Below are 25,923 nucleotides of genomic sequence, written 5' to 3' on the forward strand. Positions count from 1 at the left end.
GGGGAGAGTAAACGATGCTGCAACTTTCAATTGTGCATCGCCTGCCGCAGCGTTTCCGCTGGGCCAGCGATCGCCACAGTGCTATTGAGCCTGATGAAGCCCTGGATGACCAGGAGTTCGTGGCGCTGCGTCTGATCAGCCACGATGGCATTCCGGCGTGGGAAATCCTGCAGCAGTTAAAAGAGGTGCTGGCAGAGATTCAGGTCGACTGTAAAGTGGCCGAATGTGAAGGGCAGCCCTGCCTGTTCATTCAGCGCCGTGACGAGAGTGCCACTAACTGCTGCCTGAAAAATCAGGGCGTGGCGATTGCCGAAACCTTTAACGCAGGCTGAGCCGGGACGACTGCAGCAGCTCGCGGGTGTAGTCGTTCTCAGGTGAAGCAAACAACTTTTCACACTCTCCCTGTTCTGCCACTTCCCCCTGACGCAGCACGATAAGCTGGTGACACAGGGATCGAACCACATCGAGATCGTGACTGATAAACAGATAGCTGAGCTGGCGCTGCTGCTGCAGACGACGTAGCAGCGTCAGGATCTGTTTCTGCACCGTGCGGTCCAGCGAGGAGGTCGGTTCGTCCAGCATCAGCAGCTCCGGTTCCAGAATCAGCGCCCGCGCGATGGCGATCCGCTGTCGCTGACCCCCCGAAAATTCGGCCGGATAGCGGTGGCGGCTTTCCGGATCGAGTCCCACCTCTTCCATCACCGCGATGACGCGCTGCTCCTGTTCTGCCCGGCCGATAGCGGGCAGATGTACCGCCATGCCTTCGGCAATAATCTGCTGCACCGTCATTCGCGGATTCAGGGAGGAGTTGGGGTCCTGAAACACCACCTGAATGCGCTGGCGCAGCGGCAGCAGTTGCCGGCGCGTCAGCTGATGCAGCGGCTGACCATCAAACCAGACTTCGCCGCGCGAGCGAATCAGCCGCAGCAGCGCCAGCCCGGTTGTGCTTTTGCCCGAACCGGACTCCCCAACCAGGCCCAGGCTTTCGCCGCGCCGCAGGGTAAAACTCAGCCCGGCGAGTATGATCTTTTCGGCCGGCTGCCGCCGGAACAGTCCGCGCCGTAGCGGAAAACTGACCTGAAGCTGTTCGACCCGAAGTATCACCGGGGCGTCCGCAGGCAGCGGCAGCGCGGTTCCTTCCGGTTCGGCGGCCAGTAACTGCTGGCTGTAGGGATGCTGCGGCTGGTCCAGCAGGGCCTGACCGCGGTTCTGTTCCACGATGCGGCCCTGACGCATCACGCTGACGCTATCCGCCAGCTGCCGCACAATATTCAGGTTATGGGTGATAAACAGCATGCCCATGTTCATCTCCCGCTGCAGTTCGCGGAGCAGCTTCAGGATCTGCGCCTGCACCGTCACATCCAGCGCGGTGGTCGGCTCATCGGCGATCAGCAGCTGGGGTTCGGTCAGCAGTGCCATGGCGATCATCACGCGCTGGCGTTCGCCGCCGGAGAGCTGGTGCGGAAAATCGTTGAGCCGGGCGGCAGGCTGCCGGATGCCGACCCGATCGAGCACGCTGAGTATCTCTCCGCGGGCCGCCGGACGACGCAGTCCGCGATGCAGCGAGAGCACTTCATACAGCTGCTTTTCTACGGTGTGCAGCGGATTGAGCGACACCATCGGCTCCTGAAAAATCATCGCCATCTGATTGCCGCGAAGGGCACGCAGCCGCGCCTCCGGGGCGCGCAGCAGATCTTCACCCTGAAACAGGATCTCGCCACGGGGATAAACCACCGACGCCTCATGCAGCAGTCGCATCACCGACAGCGCCGTCACGCTCTTGCCGGAGCCTGACTCGCCCACCAGCGCCAGGGTTTCGCCTGCATCGATACGCAGGGAGAGATCCTCCACCACCGGGCGAAGCGCATCGCCCTGACGAAAGGCAATCGAAAGATCATTGATGCCCAGTAAGGGTGTCGTCATTCAGGCTCCTTTGCCCGGATCGAAGGCATCGCGCACCGCTTCGCCAATAAAAATCAGCAGCGAAAGCAGGATCGCGAGCGTGAAAAAGCCTGCCAGGCCTAACCATGGCGCCTGCAGGTTGTTTTTGCCCTGCAGCAGCAGCTCCCCCAGCGAGGGCGAGCCCAGCGGCAGACCAAAGCCGAGAAAGTCGAGTGAGGTGAGCGTGATGATCGACCCACACAAAATAAACGGCAGAAAGGTCAGGGTCGCCACCATGGCGTTAGGCAGCATATGGCGCAGCATAATCCGGCCGTCGCTGACGCCAAGGGCCTGCGCCGCGCGAATGTAATCGAAGTTACGGGTGCGCAGAAACTCGGCCCGCACCACGCTGACCAGACTCATCCAGCCGAAGGCGACGGTGACCAGCAGCAGCCACCAGAAGCCGGGCTGGATCACGCTGGAGAGTAAAATCAGCAGAAACAGCGCGGGCATGCCGGACCAGACTTCAACCAGCCGCTGCCCGATCAGATCGATTCTGCCGCCGAAATAGCCCTGCACCGCGCCGACCACAATGCCAATTACGCTGGAGAAGAGCGTCAGCAGCAGACCGAACAGCAGCGAGATGCGCGTGCCATAAAGCAGCCGCGCCAGCACGTCGCCCCCGTTGGCGTCGGTGCCAAGCCAGTTCTGCGCCGACGGCGGAGAGGGGAAGGGCACCTGGGTCGCAAAATTGAGGGTGCTGTCGCTGAAGCGAATCGGCGCCCACAGGGCCCAGCCCTGCCGGGCAATGCGCTGCTGCAGCCACGGGTCCTGATAATCGGCGGTGGTCGGCAGCACGCCGCCATAGTCCGTTTCGCTGTAGTCAAACAGCAGTGGCAGCATCCAGCGCTGCTGATAATGCACCAGCAGCGGCTTTTCGTTGGCAATCAGTTCGGCACCCAGCGACAGCAGAAAAAGGACCAGAAAGATCCACAGCGACCAGTAGCCGCGCCGGTTATGGCGAAAGCGCTGCCAGCGCTGCTGAGTGAGGGGAGAAAGCGGCATCAATGGCTCCTGAAATCGATGCGCGGATCGACCAGCGTATAGGTCAGATCGCTGAGAATGTTCATCAGTAACCCGATCAGGGTAAAAATATAGAGCGTGCCAAACATGACCGGATAGTCGCGTTGCAGGGTGGAGTCATAGCCGAGCAGCCCCAGGCCATTCAGGGAGAACATTACCTCGATCAGCACGGAACTGGTAAAGAACATGCTGATAAAGGTGGCAGGAAAGCTGGCGATGACCAGCAGCATCGCGTTGCGAAACACATGATGATAGAGAATACGCCGCTCCGGCACCCCTTTGGCGCGCGCGGTCACCACATAGAGTTTGCGGATCTCATCCAGAAACGCGTTTTTCGTCAGCATCGTCAGCGTGGCGAAGCCGCCGATCACCGTCGCCAGCACCGGCAGTGCGATGTGCCAGAAGTAATCCAGCACCTGACCATACCAGGGCAGCGTGTCGTGCTGCGCAGAGGTGAGCCCGCGCAGCGGAAACCAGTCCAGATAGCTGCCCCCGGCAAACAGCACGATCAGCATGATGCCGAACAGGAAAGCCGGAACGGAGTAGCCCACAATAATCAGGGCGCTGCTCCAGATATCAAACGCAGAGCCATTGCGCACCGCTTTGCGGATACCCAGCGGGATCGACACCAGATAGATAATCAGGGTGCTCCATAATCCCAGACTGATGGAAACCGGCAGGCTCTCTTTGATCAGCCCCACTACTGAGGCGCTGCGAAACAGGCTGTCGCCAAAATCGAAGCGCAGATAGTTCCATAGCATCTCGCCGTAGCGCTGCCACAGGGGTTTATCGAATCCATAGCGCTGTTTGATCTCTGCAATTACCTCCGGGTCCAGCCCGCGTGCGCCCCGGTACTGATTGTCGGCGGGATTGAGATGACTGCGCGTGGCATGTGAACCGGCGCTGTCGGCGCCGCTGCCGGGCAGGCCGGTTGTCTGACCAAACTCAATATTTGCCAGCGCCTGATCGACCGGTCCGCCGGGGGCGATTTGCACGATAAAGAAGTTCAGCGTGATGATCGCCCACAGCGTCGGAACGATCAGCAGGAGTCTGCGCAGAAAGTAAGCGGCCAACGGTGCCTCCTTAGCGTTTACTGGCCGGCAGGCGTCCGGCTTTGTGTGCGTCGTACCACCAGCTATCCAGACCGGTACTGTAGGCAGGCTTGCGGGCGGGATGGGAAAACTTATCCCAGTAAGCCAGCCGCTGCTCTGCGTTGTACCACATCGGGATCATATACGCATTCCACAGCAGTACCCGATCCAGTGACTGCGCCAGCGGCCGCAGCGCAGCGGGATCGCCCTGGTGCGCCACGATCTGCTGCACGAAGTGGTCAACGACAGGATCTTTCACCCGCGCGGTATTCCAGGAGGATCTGATGTAGTCCGACTGCCACAGGATCTGCAGGCTGGAGGTGGGGATCGGCATCGCCTGATAGAGGGTGGCGATCATGTCATAGTCGCCTTCACGCCAGCGCCGCAGATATTGCGAGCTGTCGACCTGCCGCAGGTTCAGGGTGATGCCGAGCCGCGAGAGCGCGTGCTGGAACGGCAGTGCCCACTCCGTGCTGGTGCCGCCGCGCAGCAGCAGCTCAACGGTGAACGGCTGACCGGTTTTGTCATTGACCAGACGCTGATTCTTAATCTGCCAGCCTGCCTCTTTCAGCAGCGCATATGCTTTTAACAGGCTGGCGCGGTCGTAGCCACTGCCATCGCTCGCCGGAGGCTGGTAAGGCTGAGTGAACAGTCCGGCGGGCAACTGCGCGCGCCACGGTGCCAGCAGGGCCCGCTGTTCCGCATCCGGCGCACCCTGAGCAGCATACTCTGTGTTCTGGAAGTAGCTGCTGGCGCGCTGCCAGGCACCGTAATAGAGCGCCTTGTTCATCCAGTTAAAATCGAACAACAGTGAAAAAGCCTGGCGCACGCGACGGTCATGGAACAGCGGTTTCTCATTGTTAAACGCCAGCCAGCGGGTATCAGTAGCGGCCTCGTTGGGCGTGGTCTGCTTCACTATATCGCCCTCGTCGAAGGCGCGGCCGCGATACTGGGTGGCCCATTTCTTCGCTGAGACCTCCTCACGCCAGTCGTAAGCCCCCGCTTTAAAGGCTTCGAACGCCACGTTGTCATCCAGATAGTAGTCGTAGCGCATCCGATCAAAATTAAAGCGCCCGCGATTCACCGGCAGATCGGCGGCCCAGTAATCTTTGACCCGGCTGAACTCAATAAACTGACCCAGCTTCCAGCGGCTGATGCGATAGGGCCCGCTGGAGAGCGGCGGGGCGCTCAGCGGCTCATTAAACTGCTTATCTTTCCAGAATGACGCCGGGATGACCGGCAGCGTCAGCAAGCCCATCAACAGATCTCTGTCCGGTTTGGTAGCGTCGATGCGCACCGTAAGATCGTTCAGCGCGGTCACCGTCACGCCGCGATAGGCCACACGGAACTGAGGCACGCCTTCGGTCATAAACTTCTGAAAGCTGAAAGCCACATCGCGGGCCGTAATCGGTGAGCCATCGTGAAAGCGGGCGCGGGGATTCAGGCGAATCTCAGTCCACGAAAAATCGCTGGCGTAGCGCGCCGACAGGGCGATCAGCGGGTAGTAACTACCCGGCTCGTCGTCTGAACTGGTGTAGAGCCCATCATAAAGCGCACCGGTATTGATACCCGGATTGCCGCGCGAGGCGTAGCGGTTGAAGTTGTCGTAGGTGCCAATGACCGCCAGGGTGATGCTGCCGCCTTTGGGCGCATCGGGATCGGCATATTCATAGTGGCTGAAGCCGGGCGGATATTTCGCTTCCCCGGCCTGAGTAAAAGCGTAACTTTGCAGAACGGAGGCGGCCAGCAGCGGGGCGCTGAGTAGGGCGCCTGTCAGCAGAAGTCCAGCGCGAAGCAGCATAGCGAATGCCCTCTCCAGTAGGTGTTCGACTCCGCCCGGGCCAGACCGGTCAGGCGCGATGACGCTGAAAATAGTCTATCAGCGTTTCCGGCCGCAGCGGGCGACTAAAGATATAACCCTGCAGGTGAGTCACGCCGCGATTGATCAGCCACGCCGCCTGTTCGCCCGTTTCCACGCCCTCGGCCACGCTTTTCAGGTTCAGCTTTTTCGCCAGCTGCAGCACGGTATCCAGCACCGGCGAGGTCAGCGTCTCGGTGCCGATACTCTGCACAAAGCCGCGATCGATTTTCAGGTAATCAAAGGCGTAGCGCTCCAGATAGATCAGTGCGCTGTGCCCGGTGCCAAAGTCATCAATGGCGATGCGAATCTGCTGCTGATGCAGCCAGTCAAACAGATCGCCGACATTTTCGTCGCGCACCATGACGCGTTCAGTAATCTCGAACACATAATTAAAGTGGCCGGCCGGCATGCTCTCAAGCCAGTTCAGGACATCCTGACGGAAGCTGCGGTCGGCCAGGTGCAGGGGCGAAATGTTGAGGCTGAGGCTGGCATAACGGGGAACGGTGTGACAGAGCAGGTGCGCATCGCGGGAAACCAGCTGAAACAGATGGCGGGTCAGTGGAACAATCAGGTTTTGCGACTCGGCATACTGAATAAAGACATCGGGCGGGATCGGACCTTCCGTCGGATGCGTCCAGCGCAGCAGTGCCTCCATGCCATAAGGCTGACTATCGTGAGAGGTAACCAGCGGCTGATACTCCACGTGAAACTCGCCGCGCTTCATGCCCCGAATCAGCTCTCTGCCCGGACGCTGATAGTGGGCGAGCAGCAGCCAGCAGCCACCGGCAACCAGCAGTGACAGCAGCAGACCACTCAGCAGGATGTTCTGATAATCGCTGAAGGCGAGAGTGGAACCGTAGAGAACAAACTGCAGCGGATAGCCTTCCAGCGACCGCTGAACCAGCGGTGTCGGCAGGTTCTCATTCTCCATTACGCCATGCTGCCAGCTGGTCAGGGCACTGTGCTGTGCCACCAGCGCCATACCGGTAATCTCCGGATGCCAGGAGGCCATCAGCTGATAGGGGGCCAGGCTGATGTTGAGTGTCGCGAAAACCCCGGTCTGCAGATTGCCGGGATTCTTCACCCACAGGGCCAGGGCCGGTTTATCCGGCTGCAACGGCGTGCCCGGCATCAGTTGCAGATCGGTATCGCGCGAGATATCACTCTGGGGCGAAATCACGTTGATCGGCAGACTGAAACTGCCGGTGGCCGAGGAGCAAAAGGCATTGCCATTATTCACCAGCAGGATGGCACGAAGATTCCCGGCAAAGGCGGCGCGTGAGGTCAGTTCACGATTGATGGTGTGGCAGGCATTATGGGTAAACGGGAGCAGGGGACTGAGGGTGCTGTTATACAGGCTGGCGAGCGTTTGCTGTAGTGCCGACCGGCTGTGCTCCAGCAGGCGCTGATGTTGCCGCTCGCGCTTATGCCAGGTGTGATGAATCGCCAGCAGCGTGAACAGGAGAAAGAATAGGCCGCCGACCATCGCGCTACGCCATGCGATTCGGTGAGGATAGGTGGCATGGCGCTGTAGCGCCCCCGACAGTGGCATGAGGAGCTTCCCCTGATCAAATTATTATTATGTTAATGCACACGACTGCTTCGGTTTAAGCGACCGAGAATATAACGAGAATGCCGGGGATGTCTCGTTATTAATCTGAAATACAATGCTTTTATCTGCTATGGCGAAGGCGGATAAAACAAAAGACGAAAAAAAACGCTGCGTAAGCAGCGTTTCATGTTCTCTGGCTGAGAGAAAATCGAATCTGAGGATCAGGACGGGTTACGACTCAGTACCCGGCGCCCTTCACGGTAACGCTTTTTCCAGTAGTCATCATTCAGACTGGAGATCATGACGCCACTGCTGGTCGAGGCATGAACGAAGTTATCGTTGCCCAGATAGATCCCGACATGACGACCGGTTGAACCTGCGCGGAACATCACCAGATCGCCCGGACGCAGTTTACTGCGGGTAATCTCTCTGCCGGTGTCCTGCTGCTCAGAGGTGGAGCGGGGTAATTCCAAGCCAAACTGATCGCGGAAGGTACGTTGTACAAAGGCGGAACAGTCGATTCCGCGTTTGGTATCGCCACCGAGACGATAGCGCACACCTTTCCAGACGGCGTATTGTTCCATGATGCGCGACTTAACGTCGACATTACGCACCATTTCTTCAAACTCATCCTGAGACGCCTGAAGTAAAAAACCATTCTGGTTGTTAACTTCATGATTCTCGTTATTCGCGTTCTGACTGCTATGGGTACTGCTACAAGCTGAGAGGAGGGTTGCCAGCGCCAGTGCGGGCACAATCCGCAAAATATATCTCAGTATTGGTTGAGACTTGACCATTATTCGGGTTTTCCTTCGATGTCCTTACGACAGAATTGTCGCCAGCCAGATAACAAAACAGGGAGATTAATAAGCGAGACAGACTAAGACAAATCCTTAATGACTAAAATGTGTTAATGGACACATTTTTTCACGGTAAAAATCCGAATTTTCTGCCGCTAATGCCTCACAGGGACTGAGGTTAACTGATTACACACGCCGTGGCGAGTGCTTTTAATCAATTTTATATAGGTTTTTTTGATGTGAAATCAAACCGTAACACGCTGACTAATTTAGCAACAATTATGGGGAAATGATGGCGATAACAAGCGGTAAAAGGGGCGCCAATTCGGCGCATAGAAACGGATTCTGGAATTTTCTTTATTGACAGCGGCGGGTGACGACTATTTAACCACCTGGCGGGGTCATAACCTTTTCCTCTCGCTATTTTAATTAGCAGACTAATAATGATGAGCTGTTTTTTATTAGCGCGGGCAGTTAACATCCTGTCAAATAAACCGACCGCGCTTAACATTTACATCACGGGCTTATATTTTCCCGGTAATTTGCGATAAAACCAGTTAACCAGCGAGTCACTGGCAGGGGTTAAAAGCCACCAGCTCAGACCCACCAGAACCACGGACAGCGATCCCACGGCAATATCGGTAAACCAGTGCGCCCCGGCCATGACGCGCGGCAGAGAAAATAGCACCACAATAGCCAGCGCGATTAAAAAACGGCTGAAACCAAAATAACGCCAGATAAAGCAGGCGAAAATAATCAGCATCATGCCGTGGTCGCCAGGGAAGCTGTCTTTCGACGCATCTTTAGCGGGAATGCCGGTCAGCTCACTGACGCGATGCACGTTTTCGAAGAAGAGGGTCGGGCTGGAGTGTTTCACCGGCAGCAGATGCCCCAGCTGATTCAGCACCACGGCAGTCAGCAGCATGGTGATACCGATCGCCAGCATCCGGCGGCGTGCCTGAGGCGCTTCATGTCGCCAGATCGACAGATATAGCAGGCCCATCGCCAACAGTGACACCACATCAAAGCCACGGAAGTTGGTGATAGCGACGATCAGCGCAAACAGCGGATGGGTCACCATCTGATTATTGAAGCCATAAAAAATCGATTTATCGATGCCGAACCAGAAGCCATGCTGAGGCGGCAGATACCACGAAAGAAAGAGCACGACGCCCAGGGCATTCAGTAGCAGGATAGTAATAAGACGAATTGCGCGCATAAGTAAGCTCAATTAAAAAAATAACCGCCGACAATACCTTTGTTAGCGTAAACGGCACTTCAACAACGCCGATTGTAGCCGATTCCAGTCAGCCTGCTCAGAATGAATAATCTCGATGCGGCTGTCAGATGGCGTGACGGCGAGTGTCTCACTCTGCAACTCTTTTGCCTGACGGTTAATACGCATTGTGCCTTCGCGGGTGCGCATCACGCCTTTGATCCGATCCACCGGCGCCTGCCGGACCCACTCCAGCAGCGCAGCGGCGTCAAACAATGTGTCACCATCAAACAGCCAGCCGCAGGCGCTATAGCCCTGTCCGTGGTTCAGCGCCCGCCGCCAGCGCGCCGCTCCCTCCAGCTGTAAGGCGGCCAGACCGCTCGCCGGTTTCGTCGTGTGAGGGTGATGATGGTGTGGCAGGGGAAGGTCACGTGGCTGGCGCGGCGTATCAAGCAGGCCGGAGGGAATCCGGCCAAACTCGGTCGCTATCACCGGACGTGGCGGCTGCATCTGCTGCTGCCAGTCAGTCAGACGCTGACGATCTTCGTCCTCCCAGCAGTCGCGCTTGTTGGCGATAATGATGTCGGCGGCGGCCAGCTGGTCGCGGAAGTTCTCATCGGCGACCACGCGCGGGTCGGCAAGCTGGCGCGCATCGAGTAGCGTCAGGGTGGCATTGAGTTGCAGCCACGACTGATAGACCGGTGCGCTGAGCATCTCCAGCACCTGGCGCGGATGCCCCAGGCCGGTCGGCTCTATCAGTAACCGGTCGGGCCTGCTCTTCAGCAGCATATTCAGCCCGACCTGCATGGGCAGGCCATTGACGCAGCAGAGACAGCCGCCAGGGATCTCTTTCAGCGTCGCGCCGCGATCCGCCAGCAGCGCGCCATCGATGCCGATTTCGCCAAATTCATTGACCAGCACGGCCCACTGTTCGCCTGCGGGCCTGGCGGCCAGCAGATGGCAGAGCAGGGTGGTTTTTCCGCTGCCTAAAAAACCGGTGATGAGATTAACGCGCGTCATGGGAAAGGCTCCTGCCGGGATAGCGTGATAATGTAATACTATAACATTATCACGATCGGTTTCCCGCCCTCGCTTACTCAGCGCGCCCCATATAGCGACGTTCGGCAATATGGATGCGGATGCGGTCACCGTTGCTCAGATATTCCGGCACCTGAATCGAGAGGCCGGTGCTCATTCCGGCGGGTTTGGTGCGGGCGCTGGCTGAAGCACCTTTGATGCCCGGCGAAGTTTCAACGATCTCCATATCGACCGTCTGAGGCAGTTCCAGTGCCAGCACCTGGCCTTCCATCGTCAGCACATGGATACCCGGAATGCCTCCTTCCGGAATAAACAGCAGCTCTTCTTCGATCTGATCGCGTTTGAAGGTGTAGGGGGTGTAGTCTTCGTCATCCATAAAGATATATTCGTCACCATCTATATAAGAGAAGGTCACGCTGCGACGGCTGAGCGAAATCGCATCAATAATCTCGTCGCCCTTGAAGCGCTCTTCAACTTTTAAACCGGTGCGGACATCGGTAAAGCGCATCTTATAGAGGGTGGCGGCACCGCGTGCGCTGGGGCTCTGGACATCAATGTCCTTAACCAGCAGCAGTTTACCGTTGTGCGTGACGGCCATCCCTTTTTTGATTTCGTTGGCTTTTGGCATTGCTGTTCTCGCTATCTTGAGAGTGAAGTGCGCGCAACGTTACTCGCGCCGGTGAAAACTGGCAATATCGTGGGTGCGAAATTTTGCGTCAGGCCGCCGCATTCATGGTAATTGTCGCGCCGGACTGCTATTGTCGCCGCGACTTTCTTTGCCGGAGCTCAGCATGCAATGCCGTAGCCAGTGCGGTGCCTGTTGCACGGCACCCTCTATCTCATCCCCCATCCCCGGTATGCCCGACGGCAAGCCCGCCAATACCCCCTGCATTCAGCTTGATGCGCTGCTGCGCTGCAAACTCTTTGGTTCGCCCCTGCGTCCCGCCGTCTGTTCTGGGCTGCAGCCGCAAGCGAGCATGTGCGGCGACTCGCGCGAGCAGGCGATGACCTGGTTGCTGCAGCTGGAAGCGGATACGGCCCCCTGAGGCGCTGACGCAGCTGACGTTTTTCTGATGGCGTGGTTGCCTTACAGCAACAGCTTCAGCCGGATCGACCTTTCTGCCTTACAACCGTCATGAAATGTGCGTAACATCAAAAATCTGCTACGCCGTTTGCGCATTTTCTTGCCTGCAGAATCGCGCTGTACCACAATCCCTGAAACGTTTCAGCGGTGGTCCGGCAACCTGTCCCTGACAGTGCGACGCAAAAATCTCCCCACCGGCTGAAACGATTCAATCTCAGCAAGCGAGGAGAATTATGTTCCAGCTCGAATTGCAGGCTATCCATACCGGAGCCAGCGCCCAGAATAAAGAAGAGGCCATTCGTCAGGTCGCTGCCGCGTTAACCGCGGCGGGCAATGTGACTGAAGGGTATGTCAACGGCATGCTGGCGCGCGAACAGCAAACCTCCACCTTTCTCGGTAACGGCATCGCTATCCCTCATGGCACCACAGACACCCGCGATCTGGTGCTGAAAACCGGCGTTCAGGTGTTTCAGTTCCCGCAGGGCATTGCCTGGGGTGACGATCAGACCGCCTATGTCGCCATCGGCATTGCCGCGAAGTCTGATGAGCATCTGGCGCTGCTGCGTCAGTTGACCCACGTTCTGAGCGATGACTCCGTTGCCGAACAGCTGAAAACCGCCTCTGCTGAAGATCTTCGTGCGTTGCTGATGGGCGAGAAACAAGCCGCCGAATTCAGCTTCGACACCGCATTAATTACCCTTGATGTCGCGGCCAGCGACCTGATCACCTTACAGGCCATGAACGCCGGTCGTCTGCAATCCGCTGGCGTTGTGGATGCCAGCTATGTGGCGGATGTGGTTTCAGCCTCCCCGCTGAATCTGGGGCAGGGCATCTGGCTCAGCGACAGCAGCCTGGGTAACCTGCGCAGTGGCGTGGCGATCAGCCGTGCTGCGCATCCCTTCGACCATCAGGGCGAATCGGCTGCGATGCTAATCAGCGTATCGGCAACCGATGAACGTCCGCTGGAGGTGCTGGGTTACCTGAGCGCCTTACTGCAGCAGGGGAAAGCCGATCGTCTGCTGAAAGCGGATGCCGCAGGCGTTTATGCGCTGCTGACCAGCGAAGTGGATGAGCAGGCTGACGTCCTGACCGCTGAATTCACCATCCGCAACGAACATGGCCTGCATGCCCGTCCGGGCACGGCGCTGGTCAGCGTCATCAAGCAGTTCAACAGCGAGATCACCGTGACCAACCTCGACGGCAGCGGTAAGCCTGCCAATGGTCGCAGCCTGATGAAAGTGGTGGCGCTGGGCGTGAAGAAAGGGCATCGCCTGCGCTTTACCGCCAGCGGCGACGATGCTCAGCAGGCGCTGAACGCCATTGAAGAGGCGATCAGCAGTGGTCTGGGCGAGGGGGCAGCATGAGCAGACGTGTCGCCACCATTACGCTGAATCCGGCGTATGACCTGGTGGGCTATACCCCTGAAATTGAACGCGGCGAAGTCAATCTGGTGAAAACCACCGGACTGCATGCGGCGGGCAAGGGCATTAACGTCGCCAAAGTCCTGAAAGATCTGGGCATTGACGTGACTGTCGGCGGTTTCCTGGGCAAAGAGAATCAGGATGGCTTCCAGCAGCTGTTCAGCGAGCTGGGTATTGCTAACCGTTTTCAGGTGGTGCCAGGCCGCACCCGCATCAACGTGAAACTCACCGAACAGACCGGCGATGTGACCGATCTGAATTTCTCCGGTTTTCAGGTGACGGGTCAGGACTGGGATCGCTTCACCACCGACTCCCTGACCTGGCTGGGCCAGTTCGATATGGTCTGCGTCAGCGGCAGCCTGCCGGAAGGGGTCGATCACGACGCCTTTACCCGCTGGATGACCGAACTGCGCACCCACTGCCCGTGCATCATCTTTGACAGCAGCCGTGAGGCGCTGGTGGCAGGACTGAAAGCCGCTCCGTGGCTGGTGAAGCCTAACCGCCGTGAGCTGGAGATCTGGGCCGGTCGCAAACTGCCGACGCTGCAGGATGTGATTGGTGCCGCGCATGAACTGCGTGAGCAGGGCATCGCCCATGTGGTGATTTCACTGGGCGCAGATGGGGCGCTGTGGGTCAACGCCTCCGGCGAATGGATTGCCAAACCCCCGGTCTGCGATGTGGTCAGCACCGTGGGTGCCGGCGACTCGATGGTGGGCGGCCTGATTTATGGTCTGCTGATGCGCGAGTCCAGCGAGCATACGCTGCGTCTTGCCACTGCCGTGGCGGCGATGGCCGTCAGCCAGAGTAATGTTGGTGTATCCGATCGAACTCAGTTGGCCGCCATGATGGCGCGTGTCGACTTACAACCCGTTAACTGACAGCAGGAGAGCGATAATGAAAACGCTGCTGATAAAAGACCCTACACTGGGACTGGCTTCCGCTTACATGGCGCAACAGCGCCTGGCTGCTGCGGCAGCTGCTGCGGGCCTGACCCTGACTGAAAACCCTGCCGATGCTGAACTGGTGATTGTGCTGGGTAAAAACGTGCCGGACGACGCGGCACTGAACGGCAAAGCGCTCTGGCAGGGCGATGTCCAGCTGGCCGTCCGTGAGCCGGAAACCTTCCTGAACCGCGCGAAAGCAGAAGCCAGAACCTGGCAGTCGCAGGCTGCGGTGGCGACACCGGCGGGCGCATCTGCTGCGGCACCGGCTCAGGCTGGCGCGCAGAAACGTGTGGTTGCCGTTACCGCCTGTCCGACCGGCGTGGCGCACACCTTTATGGCGGCGGAGGCGATTCAGGCCGAAGCAACCCGTCGCGGCTGGTGGGTGAAAGTTGAAACCCGCGGCTCAGTCGGGGCCGGTAACGCGATTACCCCGGAAGAAGTAGCGGCAGCCGATCTGGTGATCGTGGCCGCCGATATCGAAGTCGACCTGGCGAAATTTGCCGGTAAGCCGATGTACCGCACCTCAACCGGACTGGCGCTGAAGAAAACCGCCCAGGAACTGGATAAAGCGGTAGCCGAAGCGAAGCCTTATAAAGCAGCTGCCAGCGGACAGAGTAACGCCAGCGCAGAAGAGGAGAAAAAGCAGGGCGGCGCAGGGGCGTATCGTCATCTCCTGACCGGTGTCTCCTATATGCTGCCGATGGTGGTCGCAGGCGGTCTGAGCATCGCACTCTCATTTGCCTTTGGTATCACCGCATTTAAAGAGCCGGGCACGCTGGCGGCTGCCCTGATGCAAATCGGTGGTGGCAGCGCCTTTGCCCTGATGGTGCCGGTACTGGCGGGCTTTATCGCCTTCTCCATCGCTGACCGTCCGGGTCTGACCCCGGGTCTGATTGGCGGGATGATCGCTACCAGCATCAACGCCGGTTTCTTAGGCGGCATTATCGCGGGCTTCATTGCCGGTTATGCGGCGAAGCTGATCAGCGGCAAAGTTAAACTGCCGCAGAGTATGGAAGCGCTGAAACCGATACTGATCATTCCGCTGTTTGCCAGTCTGATTACCGGCCTGTTGATGATCTACGTGGTAGGCAAACCGGTTGCGGGCATCATGAATGGTCTGACCCACTGGCTGGCGAACATGGGCACCGCGAACGCGGTTCTGCTGGGCGCAATTCTGGGCGGCATGATGTGTACTGACATGGGTGGTCCGGTGAATAAGGTGGCTTACGCGTTTGGCGTTGGCTTACTGAGCTCGCAGACGTATGCCCCGATGGCCGCCATCATGGCCGCCGGCATGGTGCCACCGCTGGCGATGGGTGTGGCTACGCTGGTTGCGCGTCGTAAGTTCAACAAAGGTCAGCAGGAAGGGGGCAAAGCGGCGCTGGTTCTGGGTCTCTGCTTTATCTCTGAAGGTGCGATTCCGTTTGCGGCCCGCGACCCGATGCGTGTTCTGCCTTGCTGCATCGTGGGTGGCGCGGTGACCGGTGCCATCTCCATGGCGATTGGCGCAAAACTGATGGCGCCGCACGGTGGGCTGTTCGTTCTGCTGATCCCTGGTGCGATTACCCCGGTACTCGGTTATCTGATGGCGATCGTCATCGGCACCGCGATTGCGGGTCTGAGCTACGCGGTACTGAAACGTCCGGAAGAGCAGCTGGCGAAAGCCTGATACGCGGAAGTGAAATAAACAGGGAGCCAGATGGCTCCCTGTTTGCTTTGATAAGGCTGCTTCCCTCGGCATCATGTCATCACCGTCTGGAAAAGCCTTCAGGCTCCTTTTTTTAAGCCTGCTGTTCGGCTTTCAGCCACGCAATCTCATCTTTCCAGATATCGGGATTGATGGTTTCCAGAATCAGCGGGATGCCATCGAAGCGGGGATCTTTCATCAGCCAGCTGAACACCGTCCTGCCGATGTTTCCTTCTCCCAGACTGTGATGGCGGTCAACGCGGCTGTCGAAGGCGCTCTTGGCGTCGTTCAGGTGCATGCCACGCAGATACTGAAAACCGACGATGCGCTCAAAGCTGGCAAAGGTCGCTTCGCAGTCTGCCTCGGTACGCAGATCATACCCGCCGGCAAACGCATGGCAGGTATCAATGCAGACCCCGACACGCGATTTGTCTTCGACATGCTCAATAATGGTGGCGAGATGCTCGAAGCGGAAGCCCAGATTACTGCCCTGACCGGCCGTATTTTCGATGACGGCGGTAACGTTCTGCGTCTGGTCGAGCGCGATATTGATCGACTCGGCGATGCGCTTCAGGCAGCTCTCCTCATCGATCTGATGCAGATGGCTGCCGGGGTGGAAGTTCAGCAGCGTCAGCCCCAGCTGGTCAGCACGCCGCAGTTCATCAATGAAGGCCGCGCGGGATTTCTCCAGCGCCTCCTCAACCGGATGGCCCAGGTTAATCAGAAAACTGTCGTGCGGCAGGATCTGCTGTGATGTGAAGTGATAAGTCTCGCAGGCGGCGCGAAAAGCATCAATGACCTCAGTGGTCAGCGGGGCGGCCTTCCACTGACGCTGATTTTTAGTAAAGAGGGCGAAGGCGGTGGCTTCTAATTCATGGGCGCGGATCACGGCCTGATCCACTCCCCCTGCCGCACTGACGTGTGCGCCAATATATTTCATGCCTTTCTCCTGGGGCTATGCACGAATGAAACGGCATGATACCCGATGCGCTTAGCCCATGAAATGTTGCACCAGCAGATTGATCGTGCCACCGCCTGCGATTAACCAGCCAAAGACCAGCGCACCCAGCAGCAGGGGTTTAACGCCCGCTTCACGCAGCGCGCTGAAACGGGTGGTTAAGCCCAGCGCGGCCATCGCCATCGCCAGCAGCAGGCCAGCCAGCCGATTCAGTGAGGCCACCAGCGCCGCAGGCAGCAGCTGCAGCGAGTTAAACAGCGCGACCGCAATAAACAGTAAGGCAAACCAGGGAAAGGTCACCGGCTGACGGGCGCGGCCCTGACGTCCGCCGCGCAGCATCGTCCCCAGGCAGAGCAGGAACGGGGCCAGCATCATCACCCGCAGCATCTTGGCAATGACCGCGCTGTTTTCGGCTTCCGGGCTGATACTGTGTCCGGCTGCTACCACCTGCGCCACTTCATGAATCGAGGAGCCGGTGAAAACGCCAAACTGTGCAGCACTCAGAGCCGGAAACAGATGATGCGCCAGCGGCCAGAGCAGGGGATAGATGAAGATCGCCAGCGTGCCGAACAGCACCACGGTCGCGATGGCCACCGCGACTTTCGATGGCGCGGCTTTGACCACCGGCTCGGTCGCCAGCACCGCTGCCGCACCGCAGATACTGCTGCCTGCGCCAATCAGCCAGACGGTTTCGCGATCCAGCTTCAGTAACCGGATACCCAGCAGGCAGGTGATAAAGAAGGTGCTGCTCAGCGTCAGCGCATCGATCAGGATGCCGCTGACGCCGACATCGGCAATCTGCTGTAAAGTAATACGAAAGCCAAACAGGATAATCCCGAGCCGCAGCAGCTTCTGCTTCGCCAGCGCGACGCCGCTGTCGCAGTGTGATGAGAGAGGGGAATAGACGCTATTCCCGAGCACGATGCCCAGCATGATCGCCAGCGTCAGTGAACCCAGTCCCAGCCCCGCGATCAACGGCTGTTGCCCCAGCCAGCTCGCCGCTGCGGCGAGCGCGGCGGTCAGCAGCAGACCGGGAAACAGGCGCACAACGGGATAGTGCGTTTTAACGATGCTCAGTTCGGCCATAAGGGTCACTCCTCTTCAGTGAGTGTCGATCATGGAGCGCACTGGCTTAAAAGTGAAATTGATAATATATTTATAATCAACCGGAATAAACGATAAGGCCGACATTATGAGCGTTTTGCGCCTGCGCCGCTGGGCAACGCTGATCAAGAGGGATGTGCTGGTACTCTGGTTCGCCTTTCGCGACCCGCGCACGCCCTGGTGGAACAAGCTGGGCATGCTGGGCCTGGTCGCCTATGGCATCAGCCCGATCGATTTCATCCCGGATGTGATTCCGTTTGTGGGACTGCTGGATGACGCGGTCATCATCCCGACCGGTGTTATGCTGCTGCTGCGCCTGCTGCCACGTGAGGTACGCATCAGCAGCAGCGAAAGGGCCGCATCCCGGCGTTCCCGTGGCAAAAAAATCGCAGGCTGGCTGGTGGTGGTGGGGCTGATCTGGCTGGCGCTGATCATCTATCTCGTCAGACATTAACAGACTTAAGGATCGACGATGCACATTACCCTGCGGCAAATCGAAGTCTTTACCGAAGTGCTCAAGAGTGGCTCGACGACCCAGGCGTCGCAGCTGCTGGCGCTGTCGCAGTCGGCGGTCAGCGCGGCGCTGGCCGATCTGGAGAGTCAGCTTGGGGTTCAGCTCTTTGATCGGGTCGGTAAACGGCTGGTGCTGAACGAACATGGCCGCCTGCTTTATCCCCGCGCCGTGGGTCTGCTGGAGCAGGCGGGGGAGATTGAGCAGCTGTTCAAAGAGGACAACGGGGCCATCCGCATCTTCGCCAGCAGCACCATCGGTAACTATCTGCTGCCGGGCATGATGGCGGCCTGGCGACGCGATTTTCCCGGCCTGCCGCTGGAGCTGAGCGTAGGCAACAGTCAGGATGCGATTCAGGCGGTCTCCGACTTCCGCGTCGATGTCGGCCTGATTGAGGGACCGTGCCATATGACCGAACTGGTCAGTGAACCCTGGCTGGAGGATGAGCTGGTGGTGTTTGCCGCGCCGGATGCGCCTGTTCTGCAGCAGCCGGTCACCCTGAAAACGCTGGCGGACGCCCCCTGGATCCTGCGCGAACGCGGCTCCGGCACCCGTGAAATCGTCGATTATCTGCTGCTGTCTCACCTGCCGAGCTTTCAGCTGGGAATGGAGCTCGGCAACTCTGAAGCGATTAAACATGCGGTGCGCCACGGCATGGGGATCAGCTGCCTGTCGCGCCGGGTGATCGCCGATCTGCTGGAGGCGGGAACGCTGATCGAACTGGCGATTCCGCTGCCGCGCCTGACCCGGACGCTGTACCGCATCCATCACCGGCAGAAGCATATTTCCAAAGCGCTGACGCGCTTTTTATCCTACTGCCGTGAGTGACCGCTAATAATTCGGGCGCGATCATGAACTTAACTAATAACAGCGTGGCTCCGCTATACAGAGGCGAGCTGGCTGCTACAATCTCGCCTCATTTTTACCCTTCGTAGCGTTTACACATGCATAATGACTCAAAAACAACACAACAACCTGCGTTACAGCGTGCACTAAAAGCACGTCATCTCACCATGATCGCCATCGGCGGCTCCATCGGAACCGGCCTGTTTGTCGCATCGGGTGCCACTATTGCTCAGGCCGGACCCGGCGGAGCACTTCTCTCCTATATGCTCATCGGTCTGATGGTCTATTTCCTGATGACCAGCCTGGGTGAACTGGCGGCATTTATGCCCGTGTCCGGTTCGTTTGCCACCTACGGCGCAAAATATGTCGAAGAGGGCTTTGGTTTTGCACTCGGCTGGAACTACTGGTACAACTGGGCGGTGACCATCGCGGTTGATCTGGTGGCGTCACAGCTGGTGATGAATTACTGGTTCCCCGACACGCCAGGCTGGATCTGGAGCGCGCTGTTCCTGGGCCTGATGTTCCTGCTCAACTACATCTCCGTCAAAGGCTTTGGTGAAGCGGAATACTGGTTCTCGCTGATCAAAGTGGCCACCGTGGTGATTTTTATCGTGGTTGGCGTGCTGATGATCACCGGCATTATGCGCGGTGCAGAACACGCGGGCTGGCATAACTGGCAGGTGGGCGAAGCGCCATTTGCGGGTGGTTTTGCGGCGATGATCGGTGTGGCGATGATTGTGGGATTCTCCTTCCAGGGCACCGAGCTGATCGGTATCGCGGCGGGCGAATCTGAAGATCCGGCAAAAAATATCCCGCGTGCGGTGCGGCAGATCTTCTGGCGTATCCTGCTGTTTTACGTCTTCGCGATTCTGATTATCAGCCTGATCCTGCCGTACACCGATCCCAAGCTGCTGCACAATGACATCAACGATATCAGCGTCAGTCCATTCACCCTGGTGTTCCAGAATGCCGGTCTGCTGTCAGCGGCGGCGGTGATGAATGCGGTGATCCTGACGGCCGTGCTGTCAGCGGGTAACTCCGGCATGTACGCCTCAACCCGTATGCTTTACAACCTGGCCTGTGAAGGCAAAGCGCCGCGGATTTTCGCCAGACTCTCTAAAGGCGGCGTGCCGCGTAATGCACTCTGGGCGACGACGGTGGTGGCGGGACTCTGCTTCCTGACCTCGAAATTTGGCAATCAGGAGGTTTACCTCTGGCTGCTGAATACCTCAGGCATGACCGGTTTTATCGCCTGGCTCGGTATCGCGATCAGTCACTACCGCTTCCGTCGCGGCTATGTCGCTCAGGGACATGACCTGAACGCGCTGCCTTACCGCTCCGGCTTTTTCCCGCTGGGTCCGATTTTCGCCTTTGTGCTCTGCCTGATCATCACGCTGGGTCAGAACTATCAGGCGTTTCTCAACGACACCATCGACTGGTACAGCGTAGCGGCCACCTACATCGGCCTTCCGCTGTTCCTGATCATCTGGTTCGGCTACAAGCTGACGCGCGGCAGCCGTTTCGTGAAGTACAGCGAGATGGATTTCCCGGTTCATAAAGATTAGTTCTGTGCGCTGACTCCTGCGCACGGTGCCTGCCGCAGTTCTGGCAGGCCGCAGGAATCGTGAAGCGATGGGAGCCTGTGCCTGTAGCAAAGCATAGCGGGCCAGGGATGGTCCGCGCTGAGCCCGCCAGGGATGGCGGGTTTTGCGTCTTTGCGAAAGGCACAGGCTCCCTGAGCCATTCTCCCGCCTGCAACACCGTTTTTTACCCTTTTTTCACGTCTCGCTTATCTTCACGAATTGATAATTATTATCACCTGCACTATTGTGGCTGCGTTTTCTGACAGGATAGCCACACAGGGTTAAAACATGACTACCGAAACTTCGCTGCTGGCGGGAGAAGAGACGCGTCAGCACAGCATGCATAGCTACCAACTGGTGCTGCGTCGCCGCGTCATCTGGATCGGCGTGCTGCTGCTGGCCATCATCGCCTCGCTGGTCCTCGACTTCACGCTGGGTCCGGCCGGACTCTCGCTGGAGACGCTGTGGAATACGCTGCTCAGTCCCGACAGTGTCGACGCCGGAACCCGCGTCATCGTCTGGGACATCCGTCTGCCCTATGCCCTGATGGCGATTGTGGTGGGCCTGTCGCTCGGCCTCGCGGGCGCAGAAATGCAGACCATTCTGAATAACCCGCTGGCCAGCCCCTTTACCCTCGGTGTCTCCTCGGCGGCGGCATTTGGTGCCGCGCTGGCCATCATCCTCGGCGTCGGCATCCCCGGCATTCCTGACCAGTGGTTGATCTCCGCTAACGCCTTCGTCTTTGCGCTGTTCGCCGCCCTGATGCTGGACGGCATCACCCGCTGGACCCAGGTCTCCTCGGCGGGCGTGGTGCTCTTCGGCATTGCACTGGTCTTTACCTTCAACGCGCTGGTCTCCATGATGCAGTTCATCGCCAGCGAAGATACCCTGCAGGGGCTGGTTTTCTGGACCATGGGCAGCCTGGCGCGCGCCTCCTGGGAGAAGCTGGGCGTCCTGACCGTGGCGCTGGCGATCCTGGTGCCGTTCTCCATGATGAGCAGCTGGAAGCTGACGGCGCTGCGGCTGGGTGAGGATCGGGCGGTCAGCTTTGGCATTGACGTGCGTCGTCTGCGTCTGGCGACGCTGCTGCGCATCAGTATTCTCTCGGCGCTGGCCGTGGCCTTTGTCGGCCCGATTGGCTTTATCGGCCTGGTCGCTCCCCATATTGCCCGCATGATGTTTGGTGAAGATCACCGCTTCTATCTGCCAGCCAGCGCGCTGGTCGGAGCGCTGGTGCTGTCGCTGGCCTCGGTCGCGTCGAAAAACCTGCTTCCGGGCGTGATCATCCCGGTCGGCATCGTCACCTCACTGATTGGCGTGCCGTTCTTCCTGAGTATTATTCTGCGTCACCGGGGGACAGTGTGATGGAACAGGGTCTGACGTTACGCGGCTTCAGTGCCGGTTACCCAAAACATAAGGTGATTGAGAATCTCAACGTTGCGCCGCTGCCGCGTGGGGAGATCACCGTGCTGCTGGGGCCCAACGGCTGCGGCAAATCGACGCTGCTGCGGGCCCTGGCCGGACTGAACAAAGGGCAGGGCGAAATGTGGCTCAACGGCGAGGATCTCATGACTCAGCCATTTGCCCGCCGGGCGAAGAACGTGGTCTATCTGCCGCAGTCCCTGCCTGCAGGCGTGCATCTGCATGTGCTGGAGTCGATCATTGTGGCACAGCGCGCCTCCGGCGGCCTGCACAGCGCCAGCAGCGAAGCCGAAATCATGCACCTGCTGGAGCAGCTGGGCATTGCCCATCTGGCGATGCGCTATCTCGACCAGCTCTCCGGCGGACAGAAGCAGTTAGTCGGGCTGGCACAGTCGCTGATCCGTCGCCCTGAGCTGCTGCTGCTGGATGAACCGCTGAGCGCGCTGGATCTCAACTACCAGTTTCATGTGATGGATCTGGTGCGGCGCGAAACCGCCCTGCGCAATATCGTCACGGTGGTGGTGGTGCATGATATCAATATTGCGCTGCGTCATGCGCAGCATGCGCTGATGCTGAAACAGGGGGCACTGGTGGCGCAGGGGCAGCCGGATAAGGTGATTACGCCCGCGACCCTGGCGAAAGTCTATGGCGTCGATGGACGAATCGAGCACTGCTCGCGCGGCATTCCGCAGGTGATGATTGATGGCCTGACCGGTCCGGCGCTGGTCTGACACAACGGCGGGTCGTTACCGGCCCGGCATCGTGCAAAAAAGTTCAGGGCCGCAGTTGCGGCCCTGATTTTTTACGCCAGAAGATGCTGCGCGTGGAAGCGCAGATGATCTTCCACAAAACTGGCGATAAAGAAGTAGCTATGGTCATAGCCCGGCTGAATGCGCAGCGTCAGCGGGAATCCCACCTCACTGGCCACGCTTTCCAGCCGCTCCGGTTGCAGCTGGTCGGCCAGGAACTGATCGCTGTCGCCCTGGTCGATCAGGATCGGCAGACGATGCGCCACCTCCGCCATCAGCTGACAGCTGTCATATTCCCGCCAGGCCGCCGGGTCATCGCCCAGATAGGCCTGAAACGCTTTCTGACCCCACGGCACCTGCATCGGGTTTACAATCGGTGCGAAAGCCGACGCCGAAGCAAAGCGGTTGCCCAGACGCAGCGCCAGCATGAGCGCGCCGTGTCCGCCCATGGAGTGACCCATGATCGACTGACGTTCGCTGACCTTAAAGTTATCCGCAATCAGCGCAGGTAACTCGCTGCTCAGGTAGTCGAACATGCGGAAATGCGCGGCCCAGGGCTGCTGGGTGGCATTGAGATAGAATCCCGCTCCCTGACCCAGATCGTAGCCCTCATCGTTGGCCACCTCATCGCCGCGCGGGCTGGTGTCCGGCATAATCAGCACCAGACCCAGTTCCGCCGCCACCCGCTGCGCGCCCGCTTTGGTGGTAAAGTTCTCGTCGTTGCAGGTCAGCCCGGCCAGAAACCAGACCACCGGTGGCGGCGCATCGCCCTGCGGTTCAGGCAGATAGATGCTGAAGGTCATCGGGCAGTTCAGCACGGCCGACGCATGACGCCAGCGCTGCTGCCAGCCGCCAAAAATACGGTGTTCTTCCAGTAGCTCCAGAGTGGATGCCATAACGCCTCCTGATTACCTGTTGAAATGCACAACCGAGCGGATCGATTTTCCTTCGTGCATTAAATCAAAGGCGTCGTTGATCTCTTCCAGCGGCATGGTGTGGGTGATGAAGTCGTTCAGGGCAAATTTACCGTCGAGGTAATCCTGCACGATACCCGGCAGCTGTGAGCGGCCTTTCACGCCACCGAAGGCGGAGCCACGCCAGACGCGCCCGGTCACCAGCTGGAACGGACGGGTAGAGATCTCTTCACCGGCACCGGCCACACCGATAATCACGGACTCGCCCCAGCCTTTGTGGCAGCACTCCAGCGCGGAACGCATGACGTTGACGTTGCCGATACATTCAAAGGAGAAATCCACGCCGCCATCGGTCAGCTCAACAATCACCTCCTGAATCGGCTTATCGTAATCTTTCGGGTTGATCAGGTCAGTGGCGCCCAGCTTGCGCGCCAGGTCGAATTTACTGGTATTGATGTCGATGGCGATGATGCGGCCGGCTTTCGCCATTTTGGCACCGATAACGGCCGACAGGCCAATGCCGCCGAGGCCGAAAATCGCCACGGTGTCGCCTTCTTTCACTTTGGCGGTGTTCATGACCGCGCCCATACCGGTGGTGACGCCACAACCCAGCAGGCACACTTCTTCCAGCGGCGCTTCTTTACTGATTTTAGCCAGTGAGATCTCCGGAACGACGGTGTACTCCGAGAAGGTCGAGGTGCCCATATAGTGGAAAATCGGTTTGCCATCTTTAAAGAAGCGGGTGGTGCCATCCGGCATCAGACCTTTGCCCTGGGTCGCACGGATCGCCTGACAGAGGTTGGTTTTACCCGACAGACAGTACTTACACTTGCCGCACTCCGGAGTGTAAAGCGGGATAACATGGTCACCCACTTCCACGCTGGTCACGCCTTCGCCTACGGCTTCCACGATGCCGCCGCCTTCATGGCCCAGGATCGCCGGGAAGACGCCTTCCGGATCGGTGCCGGAGAGGGTGTAGGCGTCGGTATGGCAGACGCCGGTCGCGACGATACGCACCAGGACTTCGCCTTTCTGCGGTGGCATCAAATCCACTTCTTCAATTTTCAGCGGTTCGCCAGCAGCCCAGGCAACGGCGGCACGGGTTTTGATCATTTTCATGCAATCCCTCTTCCAGTCAGATTGTGACGCACGGTGGCGCCAGGTGGTCGTGATTAATCAGAGCCAGGCTCTTAAACATAGCGCGGAACGCTTATTCCGCCGCCTGTAAGGGGTAGATCAGCTCATCATTGAGCGGCCGATCGTCAAATTTTTCGATAATCAGGTACTTCAGCGCCTCCACGTTGGGAGTAAAGGCGTCCCGTCGCCACATCAGCCAGGTGGCCGTATTGCGATAAGCAGGGGGGAGGGTGTGCGCCTGCACCCGTGAACGGTCCGGCATCTGTTTCAGCACCGAGGCCGGGATCATGGCGACGCCCGCACCGCCCGCCACGCAGGCCAGCATGGCGTGATAGGACTGAATCTCCATCACATTGTCCGGCGCGGTCTGGCTGTCGCGATACCAGCTCTCCAGCTTAACGCGGTAGGAGCAGCTGTTGCGGAAAGCAAACAGGGTATCGTCCTGCACGTCGCGGGCGGTGGTGATAGGGGCATGATCCAGCCCGGTAATCAGCACCATCTCCTCACGAAACGCGATGCAGCCGTTCAGGTCATCATGCGCCACCGGGCCATCCACCAGCGCCGCCGCCAGGGTGCCTTCACGCACCCGATCGATAATTTCGCCCGAGGTGCCGGTAATCAGCGAGAGGGCAACACCGGGAAAGCGCTGGTGATAGGCAGCCAGTAAACCAGGCAGGCGGGTGGCGGCGGTGCTCTCCATCGAGCCGAGCGCAAAGTTACCCGCCGGTTCACCGGTGCGGGTCATGCTCAGCGCTTCTTCACTCAGGGCCAGAATGCGCTGCGCATAGTTGAGGAAGTTATGGCCCATCGGTGACAGGCGAATGCGCTGCTTCTCACGAATAAAGAGGTCCACACCCAATTCTTCTTCCAGCTGACGCAGCCGCGTGGTGAGATTAGAGGGTACGCGATGCAGCTGTTCGGCGGCGCGTGCCAGGGAACCCGTTTCGGCGACGGAACAGAACATACGTAGTTGTACTAAATCCATATCTTCTCTTCCTGTAAACAAGTTGGTCATGATTATTCACTTTTCGTGAGTGTAAA

At 58.7% G+C, this 25,923-nt stretch carries 24 protein-coding genes; 10 read left to right on the forward strand and 14 right to left on the reverse strand.

What is annotated here, in order from left to right:
• Nucleotides 1-14: 14 nt before the first annotated feature.
• The gene (locus HFD97_RS10070; RefSeq protein WP_009089120.1) at nt 15-332 is read left to right on the forward strand and encodes a hypothetical protein; all 318 of its coding nucleotides are present in this window, start codon (nt 15-17) and stop codon (nt 330-332) included.
• Here the strand turns inward: HFD97_RS10070 and yejF are convergent.
• The 9 genes from yejF to yeiP all read right to left on the reverse strand — a co-directional run bounded on the left by yejF (nt 319) and on the right by yeiP (nt 11,150).
• The gene (gene yejF / locus HFD97_RS10075) at nt 319-1,923 is read right to left on the reverse strand and encodes a microcin C ABC transporter ATP-binding protein YejF (protein WP_167431414.1); all 1,605 of its coding nucleotides are present in this window, start codon (nt 1,921-1,923) and stop codon (nt 319-321) included. The genes HFD97_RS10070 and yejF overlap by 14 nt on opposite strands.
• Entirely contained in the window at nt 1,924-2,946 is a 1,023-nt protein-coding gene (locus HFD97_RS10080) for an ABC transporter permease (protein ID WP_167431415.1), read from the reverse strand.
• A complete protein-coding gene (locus tag HFD97_RS10085; RefSeq protein ID WP_167431416.1) occupies nt 2,946-4,037 on the reverse strand; it encodes a microcin C ABC transporter permease YejB in 1,092 nt (363 codons plus the stop codon). The genes HFD97_RS10080 and HFD97_RS10085 overlap by 1 nt, the downstream gene beginning before the upstream one ends.
• 10 nt (nt 4,038-4,047) lie before the next feature.
• The gene (locus HFD97_RS10090) at nt 4,048-5,856 is read right to left on the reverse strand and encodes an extracellular solute-binding protein (protein ID WP_167431417.1); all 1,809 of its coding nucleotides are present in this window, start codon (nt 5,854-5,856) and stop codon (nt 4,048-4,050) included.
• 49 nt (nt 5,857-5,905) lie between these two features.
• The gene (locus HFD97_RS10095; protein ID WP_167431418.1) at nt 5,906-7,468 is read right to left on the reverse strand and encodes a cyclic di-GMP phosphodiesterase; all 1,563 of its coding nucleotides are present in this window, start codon (nt 7,466-7,468) and stop codon (nt 5,906-5,908) included.
• A 221-nt stretch (nt 7,469-7,689) separates the two neighbouring features.
• On the reverse strand, nt 7,690-8,265 hold the full coding sequence (gene mepS, locus HFD97_RS10100) for a bifunctional murein DD-endopeptidase/murein LD-carboxypeptidase (protein WP_046102239.1): 576 nt from the start codon (nt 8,263-8,265) through the stop codon (nt 7,690-7,692).
• Nucleotides 8,266-8,779: 514 nt separating this feature from the next.
• Nucleotides 8,780-9,487, reverse strand: a complete 708-nt coding sequence (locus tag HFD97_RS10105) for a phosphatase PAP2 family protein (RefSeq protein WP_167431419.1) — start codon at nt 9,485-9,487, stop codon at nt 8,780-8,782.
• A gap of 42 nt (nt 9,488-9,529) precedes the next feature.
• Nucleotides 9,530-10,504, reverse strand: coding sequence for a GTP-binding protein (locus HFD97_RS10110; protein ID WP_167431420.1), 975 nt, complete (start codon nt 10,502-10,504; stop codon nt 9,530-9,532).
• Nucleotides 10,505-10,577: 73 nt separating this feature from the next.
• Nucleotides 10,578-11,150 carry an elongation factor P-like protein YeiP gene (gene yeiP / locus HFD97_RS10115; protein ID WP_009089138.1) on the reverse strand — a complete coding sequence of 191 codons (573 nt, stop codon included), beginning with the start codon at nt 11,148-11,150 and terminating at the stop codon, nt 10,578-10,580.
• Between the two features lie 163 nt (nt 11,151-11,313).
• Here yeiP and HFD97_RS10120 point away from each other — a divergent pair, with 163 nt between their 5' ends.
• The 4 genes from HFD97_RS10120 (at nt 11,314) to fruA (ending at nt 15,640) form a co-directional block, all read left to right on the forward strand.
• Complete coding sequence (locus HFD97_RS10120) at nt 11,314-11,568, forward strand: YkgJ family cysteine cluster protein (protein ID WP_009089140.1); 255 nt, start codon at nt 11,314-11,316, stop codon at nt 11,566-11,568.
• A 271-nt stretch (nt 11,569-11,839) separates the two neighbouring features.
• Complete coding sequence (gene fruB, locus HFD97_RS10125) at nt 11,840-12,970, forward strand: fused PTS fructose transporter subunit IIA/HPr protein (protein WP_009089143.1); 1,131 nt, start codon at nt 11,840-11,842, stop codon at nt 12,968-12,970.
• On the forward strand, nt 12,967-13,905 hold the full coding sequence (fruK, locus tag HFD97_RS10130) for a 1-phosphofructokinase (protein ID WP_167431421.1): 939 nt from the start codon (nt 12,967-12,969) through the stop codon (nt 13,903-13,905). The genes fruB and fruK overlap by 4 nt, the downstream gene beginning before the upstream one ends.
• Before the next feature lie 16 nt (nt 13,906-13,921).
• On the forward strand, nt 13,922-15,640 hold the full coding sequence (fruA, locus tag HFD97_RS10135; protein WP_046102236.1) for a PTS fructose transporter subunit IIBC: 1,719 nt from the start codon (nt 13,922-13,924) through the stop codon (nt 15,638-15,640).
• A 112-nt stretch (nt 15,641-15,752) separates the two neighbouring features.
• Here the strand turns inward: fruA and nfo are convergent, their stop codons facing one another.
• Both nfo and HFD97_RS10145 read right to left on the reverse strand, forming a co-directional pair.
• The gene (gene nfo, locus HFD97_RS10140; protein WP_150028865.1) at nt 15,753-16,598 is read right to left on the reverse strand and encodes a deoxyribonuclease IV; all 846 of its coding nucleotides are present in this window, start codon (nt 16,596-16,598) and stop codon (nt 15,753-15,755) included.
• Nucleotides 16,599-16,649: 51 nt separating this feature from the next.
• Nucleotides 16,650-17,702 carry a YeiH family putative sulfate export transporter gene (locus tag HFD97_RS10145; protein ID WP_167431422.1) on the reverse strand — a complete coding sequence of 351 codons (1,053 nt, stop codon included), beginning with the start codon at nt 17,700-17,702 and terminating at the stop codon, nt 16,650-16,652.
• Nucleotides 17,703-17,808: 106 nt separating this feature from the next.
• Between HFD97_RS10145 and HFD97_RS10150 the strand changes: the two genes are divergently transcribed.
• The 5 genes from HFD97_RS10150 (at nt 17,809) to HFD97_RS10170 (ending at nt 22,813) form a co-directional block, all read left to right on the forward strand.
• A complete protein-coding gene (locus HFD97_RS10150) occupies nt 17,809-18,174 on the forward strand; it encodes a YkvA family protein (protein WP_167431423.1) in 366 nt (121 codons plus the stop codon).
• 18 nt (nt 18,175-18,192) lie between these two features.
• Complete coding sequence (gene yieE, locus HFD97_RS10155) at nt 18,193-19,059, forward strand: DNA-binding transcriptional regulator YeiE (RefSeq protein WP_009089154.1); 867 nt, start codon at nt 18,193-18,195, stop codon at nt 19,057-19,059.
• 116 nt (nt 19,060-19,175) lie between these two features.
• The gene (locus tag HFD97_RS10160) at nt 19,176-20,642 is read left to right on the forward strand and encodes an amino acid permease (RefSeq protein WP_167431424.1); all 1,467 of its coding nucleotides are present in this window, start codon (nt 19,176-19,178) and stop codon (nt 20,640-20,642) included.
• A 306-nt stretch (nt 20,643-20,948) separates the two neighbouring features.
• Nucleotides 20,949-22,025 carry an iron ABC transporter permease gene (locus HFD97_RS10165; protein ID WP_167431425.1) on the forward strand — a complete coding sequence of 359 codons (1,077 nt, stop codon included), beginning with the start codon at nt 20,949-20,951 and terminating at the stop codon, nt 22,023-22,025.
• The gene (locus HFD97_RS10170) at nt 22,025-22,813 is read left to right on the forward strand and encodes an ABC transporter ATP-binding protein (protein ID WP_046102230.1); all 789 of its coding nucleotides are present in this window, start codon (nt 22,025-22,027) and stop codon (nt 22,811-22,813) included. Before HFD97_RS10165 ends, HFD97_RS10170 begins: the two co-directional genes overlap by 1 nt.
• 71 nt (nt 22,814-22,884) lie before the next feature.
• Here the strand turns inward: HFD97_RS10170 and fghA are convergent, their stop codons facing one another.
• The 3 genes from fghA to HFD97_RS10185 all read right to left on the reverse strand — a co-directional run bounded on the left by fghA (nt 22,885) and on the right by HFD97_RS10185 (nt 25,867).
• Nucleotides 22,885-23,727: an S-formylglutathione hydrolase gene (fghA, locus tag HFD97_RS10175; protein WP_111208537.1), complete on the reverse strand. Its 843-nt coding sequence runs from the start codon at nt 23,725-23,727 to the stop codon at nt 22,885-22,887.
• Between the two features lie 12 nt (nt 23,728-23,739).
• Nucleotides 23,740-24,864, reverse strand: coding sequence for an S-(hydroxymethyl)glutathione dehydrogenase/class III alcohol dehydrogenase (locus HFD97_RS10180; RefSeq protein ID WP_009089162.1), 1,125 nt, complete (start codon nt 24,862-24,864; stop codon nt 23,740-23,742).
• Between the two features lie 91 nt (nt 24,865-24,955).
• The gene (locus HFD97_RS10185) at nt 24,956-25,867 is read right to left on the reverse strand and encodes a LysR family transcriptional regulator (protein WP_033736177.1); all 912 of its coding nucleotides are present in this window, start codon (nt 25,865-25,867) and stop codon (nt 24,956-24,958) included.
• Nucleotides 25,868-25,923: the final 56 nt, after the last annotated feature.

The organism is Pantoea sp. EKM103V, from assembly GCF_011800365.1.
GTDB classification, from domain to species: domain Bacteria; phylum Pseudomonadota; class Gammaproteobacteria; order Enterobacterales; family Enterobacteriaceae; genus Pantoea; species Pantoea anthophila.